The following is a 7,138-nucleotide window of genomic DNA, read 5'->3' on the forward strand; positions in this document are numbered from 1 at the left end:
AGGTCACGCGCTGCCTGGTAAACCCGCGACACCATCAGCAACATCTTCTCGTTGATCGGGGTCTCTTCGCTCGAGTCGAGACGATGCCCCGCCTCTGGACAGAGATACAGCTCGCACATACCACCAAGGCCTTCCATTCCTTCGAGCAGTTCGGCTACGCCGGTGCGCGAATCGCGTCGCACCGATTCAAGGCTGTCTTCAAGCCACTCCGACCAGTTCAGTTCGCCGTGACGACGCAGGAAGCGTATGAGTTCGCGCCCGCGCATCAACAACTCAGCGGTAGGCAGTTCCATGCGCACCGTCTCGTTGGGATTCATGCCATTGAGTTTTTTCAATACATCGCTCATCTTGCTTCGTCCACTGACAACGCATCGAGTATCGGCGCGAGCCCGGCAAGCCGTGCCAGCGCATCATCGGATTCCAGGTATTGCTGACGGTCTGCCAGTTCCACCGGCAGTATTTCGGCAAACCGATAACCCAGCCACGAAGCGTTGTGAAAATCTTTATCAATCAATTCGTATTGTTCGCCCAACTGGTCGACTATCGATTCCAGCAGTTCCGCCATGTAGCGATACTGCTGTGGCACCGGCTGCTTTTCTTCATCGGGCAGCATTTCGACATGACCGACCCTCAAACCATCGTCTGCAACCCGGGAATCGAGAATGCGAAAGCGCTGCGCACCGATAACCACGATGCCAAGCAGCCCGCCGCTCTCGCTGTACCAGTCCACAATTCGCGCCAGGGTGCCTATTTCGTGCGTTGTGGCCGGGCCGGCTTCCTGGCCACGTTCGATTGCAACCACACCAAAACCTTTGTCGTCACGCGCACAACGCTTGACCATGTCGACGTAACGGGGTTCGAAAATACGCAGCGCAAGCGGACCGCCCGGATAAAGGACGGTCTTGAGCGGAAAAAGTGCTACTTCGGAATCCCTCATTTTCTACAGCGACCTGTGCCCTGCCGACTCTGCTGACCGGCTCGCGGCGACTGTCTTGAAACTGTCCCGCCGACTGGCGTCACATTCTGTGGAGTGTAGCACGGCCGCAAACCGGCGTTTCAGCGGTCCTGCAGGGCCTGCAGCAACCGCCGCGGCATGCCGCCGAATGCACCGTTGCTCATGACGGCGACCTGATCACCCGGCTGCAAGGCGCTGATGACGCGCTGCAAAAAGAGCGCATCATCGGCGACTACTTCGACGCCGGCATCGGCCAGTGCCGCGGCGATGTCCCAGCCCACGCCCGGCGGCTGGAAAACAAAACTCTTGTCGGCCGCGGCAAAACTGTCGCCGAGAGCGGCTGCGTGCACCCCTTGCTTCATGCTGTTGGAGCGCGGCTCGAACAAGGCAATTACACGCTGGCCGGCGTCACAGCTGCTGCGCAGCGCCTGCAGCGTCGCCGCAATTTCGGTCGGATGATGGGCAAAGTCGTCGTAAACCGTGACACCGCCCGCAGTACCGGCCAGCTCCAGTCGCCGCCGCACACCGCGCCAACACGCTAACGCCGCCAGGCTTTGCTCCGGCGATACCCCGACATGAGACGCCGCCACACAGGCCGCCAGCGCATTGTGAAGATTATGCGTACCCGGCCACGCAAACGCTGCCCGGGCTGCGTGACTACCGGACGCGTCATTCCGCGTGACTTCGATACTGCCGGCCGCGCCGCTGACCTGCCACTCACTTGCAGCTGAACCATAAGTTGCGACGGGCGACCAGCAACCCATGTCCAGAACTTTGCGTAACTCGGCGGACTCATCATGCGCAATGATCAGGCCGCTGCCGGGCACGGTGCGAACCAGGTGATGAAACTGGCGGCGTATCGCAGCGATGTCCGGAAAAATATCGGCGTGATCGTATTCCAGGTTAGTCAGCGCCAGCGTACGCGGGCGGTAGTGGACAAACTTGGAGCGCTTGTCAAAAAAAGCTGTGTCGTATTCATCGGCTTCAACGACGAAGTACTCTGAATTGCCAAGGCGCGCCGAGACACCGAAATCCACCGGTACGCCGCCGATAAGAAAGCCCGGTTCCAGCCCCGCATGCTCGAGTATCCAGGCCAGCATGCTCGCCGTACCGGTCTTGCCGTGTGTGCCGGCCACGGCCAGCACGTGACGACCACGCAAGACATGCTCTGCCAGCCATTGCGGGCCTGAGGTGTAGGGCAGACCCGCATCGAGCAGGTGCTCCACCACCTCACTGCCGCGGCTCATGACGTTGCCAACAACTACCGCATCCGGTGCCGGCGTCAGCACAGCGGCATCGAAGCCTTCGTGCAGCGGTATGCCAAGTGACTCCAGCTGCGTGCTCATCGGCGGATAGACATTCTGGTCCGAGCCGCTGACCCTGTGCCCTGCTTCGCGCGCCAGAACTGCAACGCCACCCATGAACGTGCCGCAGATACCGAGGATATGCAGGTGCATCAGGCCGTGCCTCCAAACAAGGCCTGCTCGATAGCAAGAAAGCCGATAAGGAACACCAGGGCCAGAGCCACGCCGACAAAATACGGCAGCCCCGCCGCGTGGCGCAGGATATGGCCCTTTACCCCGAGCGACCAGAGCGCGATGGCGATCAACAGCAACAGCGAAACGACGGCCGCAGGCGACCCGGAGCTCAGCGGCCCGAAGACGGCAAGCGGCAGCTGCAGCAGGTTGAGCAACACATCAGCCCCAAAGACTGCTGTAAGCGTTTGCAACATGCGACCCTGAAGGCCCAGGAACAGCAGAACTGCGGCAAAACAAACACTCTGCGTCAACGTGTCGACAAAAGGCAACGCAACGGCGCGTGCGGCTGGCACCTCGAGTATCACCATGGCGGCGTAATAGACTGCAATATGCAGGGCCAGCACAAGCGCAAGCAGAAACCGTGACGCCGGCAGGTGCTGTGGCCCCGCGCGATGCGCGACAATCTGCACGAAAGGCAATACAAATGTAATTAGCGCCTGCATGTGCGTGTTAAGCTCGTGAACACTCTGACACCTGCCCGTACATGACCTTACCAACGTTTATCGACCAACCCGAAGACCTGCAGCAACTGTGCCAGCAACTGCATGGCGCAGAGTTCATCGCAGTCGATACAGAGTTCATTCGCGAACGCACTTATTATCCGCAGCTTTGCCTGGTACAGGTCGCCACGAGCGAGACCATGGCCTGCGTCGATGCAATCACCCTGGATATAACGCCACTGAACGAGCTGATCCTCGAACCGACTATAACAAAGGTATTACATGCAGCACGTCAGGATTACGAAATCTTCACGCAGTTGACCGGGCAGGTACCGGCACCGCTTTTTGATACGCAAATTGCAGCTGACCTGTGTGGTCTCGGCGACCAGGGCGGCTTTGCTGCCGTTGCCGACAGCCTGCTGGGGGTAGCAATCGACAAGAGTCACGCCCGCACCGACTGGAGCCGACGGCCGCTCGGCAATGAGCAGTTGCAGTATGCGCTCGATGATGTCCGTTACCTGGTGCCTATCTACGAAAGACTGCGCCAGCAACTGACAGAGGTCGGGCGCACGGAGTGGCAGCAGGAAGAATGCGACCGCCTGCTCGACCCGGAGCTCTACTCGGTCACCCCGCAGGACGCCTGGCAGCGCCTGAGCGGCCTGGCCGCCCTCGATCAGCCGCGCTTCCACGCCGCACGGCTGCTGGCGCACTGGCGCGAAGAGCGGGCCATCAGGCTTGACCGTCCACGCGGCTGGGTAATGCGTGACGATGTCCTCGGCCGCATTGCGAGCCTGTTGCCGCGCGATGAGGAAGCACTTGGCCGCGTCAAGGGCATGCCGCGTCCGCTGCTACGCAAGGAATCCGGTCAGCTGATACAGATTATCGAGCGCGCGCTGGCATGCGACGAGCCAGCTCCCGATCTGCCGGGACCACTGAGCCGCACGGAACGTGATCTCGCCAGCCGAATGATGGATGAAGTGCGCCAGGCGGCGACCGAATTCGACATCAGCCCGAGCACGCTGGCAACCCGCCGCGATATCAAGGCACTGGTGCGCGGCGATGCCTCAGCGTTGCCGCTACGCGGCTGGCGCCGCGAGGTTATCGGCGAACGACTGCTCGCTCTGCAGTAACCAGGCTACTTTTTCTTTTTCGCTTTTTTCCTGGCGGTCGTCTTCCGCCGGGTGGTTTTCTTGCGCGCCGGCTTCTTGCGGCTTACCTTTTTCTTTCGTGCGGTCTTCTTTTTTGCCACTCGCCTCCGAGTAGCCTTTTTCTTTGCCACCTTTTTCTTTGCCGGCTTCCTGCGCGTCGCCTTTTTCTTTGCCGGCTTCCTGCGCGTCGCCTTTTTCTTTTTCTTCGTTTTCTTTTTCGCTACCTTGCGCGTGGTTTTCTTGCGCGTAACCTTTTTGCGCGAAGTCTTGCGCTTTGACGTTTTTTTCTTCGCGGTTTTCTTTTTGCGGGTTGCCTTTTTCTTCTTCGCAACCTTCTTCCTGGAAACTTTCTTTTTCCGGGTGGTTGTCTTTTTCCTGGCTACCTTTTTCTTCTTCGCTGTTTTCTTTTTAGCTGCCTTCTTCTTCTTGGCAACTTTCTTTTTAGCGACCTTTTTCTTGGCGACCTTTTTCTTGGCGACCTTTTTCTTCGTCACTTTCTTCTGCGCAGCTTTCTTTGCGGCCTTCTTTGACGCGGCTTTCGCTGCCTTTGCCTCTCGCGCGGCTTCAGCTGCCTCGGCTTCTTCCCTGGCTTTTGCCTCCTCTTCGGCGCGACGCTGGGCTTCGGCCTTCTGCTGAGCGGCCTTGCGCATCTGGGCGCGGCGGCGGCGCTGGTTACGCAGCGGCCGCACGACTTCGAGTATGCGCTTGAAAACAGCACCTGGGTCGCCAACGGCATCGACCCGCACCAGCAGACCATTGAATTCGTAATAGGCGATTACCGGACGGGTATGACTTTCATAGACCCGTAACCGGTTATTAATCGTATCTTCGTTATCGTCGGCCCGGTGTTTCAACCGGCCACCACAATTATCGCAACGGTCATCCAGCGCTGCAGGCGAGGTAAAGATATTGAAGACCGCCCCGCAGCTCGAGCAGGTACGGCGCCCGGTCAGGCGCTGCATCAGCGACTCGTAGTCGACCTCCATCAGCAATGCGCCGTCGATTGGCACGTCCATCTCGTCGAGCAGCTCGTCGAGCGCCTGCGCCTGCGAGATATTTCGCGGAAAGCCGTCCAGGATGAAGCCTTTGGCGGCATCCGGCTGGCTGAGGCGCTCCTTGATGATGCCCAGGACTATCTCGTCAGAAACGAGATTGCCGGCATCCATGGCATCGCGGGCCAGCACGCCGTAAGTGGTCTCGGCCTCGACGGCCTCACGCAGCAGATCCCCGGTGGAAATCTGCGGAACTGAATACTTGGCCACGAGTTTCTTGGCCTGGGTGCCCTTGCCTGAGCCTGGCGCCCCCAACAATACGAGCCGCATGCCGCGCCCTCCTGCTTATAATGACCGACGCGCCGGCGCCGGAGCGCGGTAAAGCTACAGGGTGACCCCCGCTTCGTCAAACCGCTGAAGCCATCCCGGCTTTCCGCTATGCTCTGCGGCGCAGCTGAAAGCCGGAAAATACGGGGGAAACAATGGCGGCCAGGAACCTTTTCTACGCCCAGAGCGGCGGTGTCACTTCGGTGATCAATGCCACTGCCTGTGCAGTAATCGAGACCGCGCGCAAGCACAAAAACAAGATAAAGAAGGTATATGCGGGTCGTGACGGCATCATTGGCGCCCTGACCGAAGACCTGATCGACACCAGCCGGGAATCGCGCAAGGCTATCGCCGCACTGCGGCATACGCCCGGCGGCGCCTTCGGTTCCTGTCGCTACAAGCTCAAGGGGCTGGACGAGAACCGCGCCCAGTATGAACGGTTGATCGAGGTGTTCGCTGCGCACAATATTGGTTATTTTTTGTACAACGGCGGCGGCGATTCCATGGATACCGCCCACAAGGTGTCACAAATCGGCAAGGCGCTTGGCCACCCGATCACCTGCGTTGGCGTGCCAAAGACCGTCGACAACGATCTGCCGCTTACCGACTGTTGCCCGGGTTTCGGCTCGGTGGCCAAGTATGTCGCCGTTTCCACACGCGAGGCCGCGCTGGACGTGCTGTCGATGTCGCGCACCTCGACCAAGGTCTTTGTGCTTGAAGTTATGGGCCGGCATGCCGGCTGGATTGCTGCGGCCGGCGGCCTTGCCGGCAAGAAAGACAGCGAGCCACCACACATCATCCTGTTTCCGGAAATAGCCTTCGATCGTGAGGCTTTCATGGCTCGGGTGAAGGAATGCGTGGAGAAATACACCTATTGCGTCATCGTCGCCTCGGAAGGCGTACGCGGGGCGGACGGCAAGTTCCTCGCCGATGCCGGAACCGTCGATGCTTTTGGTCACGCCCAGCTCGGTGGCGTCGGCCCGGTGGTCGCCCAAATGGTCAAGGACGAACACGGCTACAAGTATCACTATGCTGTCGCCGACTACCTGCAACGCTCGGCGCGCCACCTGGCATCGAAAGTCGACCTCGAACAGGCCTACGCTGTCGGTAAGGCAGCGGTGAAACTGGCAGTGAGCGGCAAAAATGCCTCAATGCCCATCATCAAGCGCAAGTCGGACAAGCCGTACCGATGGAAGATTGCGACTGCCAATCTCGCCGATGTCGCCAACCAGGAAAAAATGATGCCGCGTGATTTCATCACCGCTGATGGCTTTGGCATCACCAGGAGTGCGCGGCGTTACCTTGCGCCGCTGATTCGCGGCGAAGCGCCGCCGCCTTACCGCAAGGGCCTGCCGCAATACGTGACGCTGAAAAACAAACCGGTGAAAAAGAAACTCGGCACGACATTCGAGCTTTAGGATCAATTGGGACAGTACATGTATGGATATGCATGTACTGTCCCCATGCTGCGCGAGAACCTGTCGCAAATAAGTCGCGGCTGGAAGCCGCTCCCACGACGACCTGTCGCAAGTAGTCGCGGCTGGAAGCCGCTCCCACAACGACCCATAGCAAATAAGTCGCGGCTCGCCGGCTTTTTTATTGCGGCACGCCCGCGCCGGGTTACGCGACGATCGGTGCGATGACGAGCGAGACGATCGCCATTACGTTGATGAGAATGTTCATCGACGGCCCCGACGTGTCCTTGAACGGATCACCAACAGTGTCGCCAACCACAGCA

The 7,138-nt window shown here is 59.5% G+C and carries 8 protein-coding genes; 2 read left to right on the forward strand and 6 right to left on the reverse strand.

The window, feature by feature from the left end:
* The 4 genes from HKN06_14875 to HKN06_14890 all read right to left on the reverse strand — a co-directional run.
* Window positions 1-347, reverse strand: a 347-nt coding sequence (locus HKN06_14875; protein ID NNF62592.1) for a hypothetical protein, incomplete at its 3' end; no start/stop codon positions are given.
* Window positions 344-937, reverse strand: coding sequence for a peptidase S16 (locus HKN06_14880; protein ID NNF62593.1), 594 nt, complete (start codon window positions 935-937; stop codon window positions 344-346). The genes HKN06_14880 and HKN06_14875, both read right to left, overlap by 4 nt.
* 119 nt (window positions 938-1,056) lie before the next feature.
* A complete protein-coding gene (gene mpl / locus HKN06_14885; GenBank protein ID NNF62594.1) occupies window positions 1,057-2,412 on the reverse strand; it encodes a UDP-N-acetylmuramate:L-alanyl-gamma-D-glutamyl-meso-diaminopimelate ligase in 1,356 nt (451 codons plus the stop codon).
* Complete coding sequence (locus tag HKN06_14890; protein ID NNF62595.1) at window positions 2,412-2,936, reverse strand: hypothetical protein; 525 nt, start codon at window positions 2,934-2,936, stop codon at window positions 2,412-2,414. Before HKN06_14890 ends, mpl begins: the two co-directional genes overlap by 1 nt.
* 41 nt (window positions 2,937-2,977) lie before the next feature.
* Here HKN06_14890 and rnd point away from each other — a divergent pair, with 41 nt between their 5' ends.
* Window positions 2,978-4,063 carry a ribonuclease D gene (gene rnd, locus HKN06_14895; GenBank protein NNF62596.1) on the forward strand — a complete coding sequence of 362 codons (1,086 nt, stop codon included), beginning with the start codon at window positions 2,978-2,980 and terminating at the stop codon, window positions 4,061-4,063.
* Between the two features lie 5 nt (window positions 4,064-4,068).
* Here rnd and HKN06_14900 read toward each other — a convergent pair whose 3' ends face one another.
* Complete coding sequence (locus HKN06_14900) at window positions 4,069-5,403, reverse strand: adenylate kinase (GenBank protein NNF62597.1); 1,335 nt, start codon at window positions 5,401-5,403, stop codon at window positions 4,069-4,071.
* A 152-nt stretch (window positions 5,404-5,555) separates the two neighbouring features.
* Here HKN06_14900 and HKN06_14905 point away from each other — a divergent pair, with 152 nt between their 5' ends.
* A complete protein-coding gene (locus tag HKN06_14905) occupies window positions 5,556-6,818 on the forward strand; it encodes a 6-phosphofructokinase (GenBank protein ID NNF62598.1) in 1,263 nt (420 codons plus the stop codon).
* Window positions 6,819-7,020: 202 nt separating this feature from the next.
* On the opposite strand, the gene HKN06_14910 is transcribed toward HKN06_14905, so the two are convergent.
* The coding region (locus HKN06_14910; GenBank protein ID NNF62599.1) for a hypothetical protein at window positions 7,021-7,138 on the reverse strand (118 nt) is incomplete at its 5' end.

Source organism: Gammaproteobacteria bacterium (genome assembly GCA_013003425.1).
Taxonomy (GTDB): Bacteria; Pseudomonadota; Gammaproteobacteria; order Steroidobacterales; family JABDKV01; genus JABDJB01.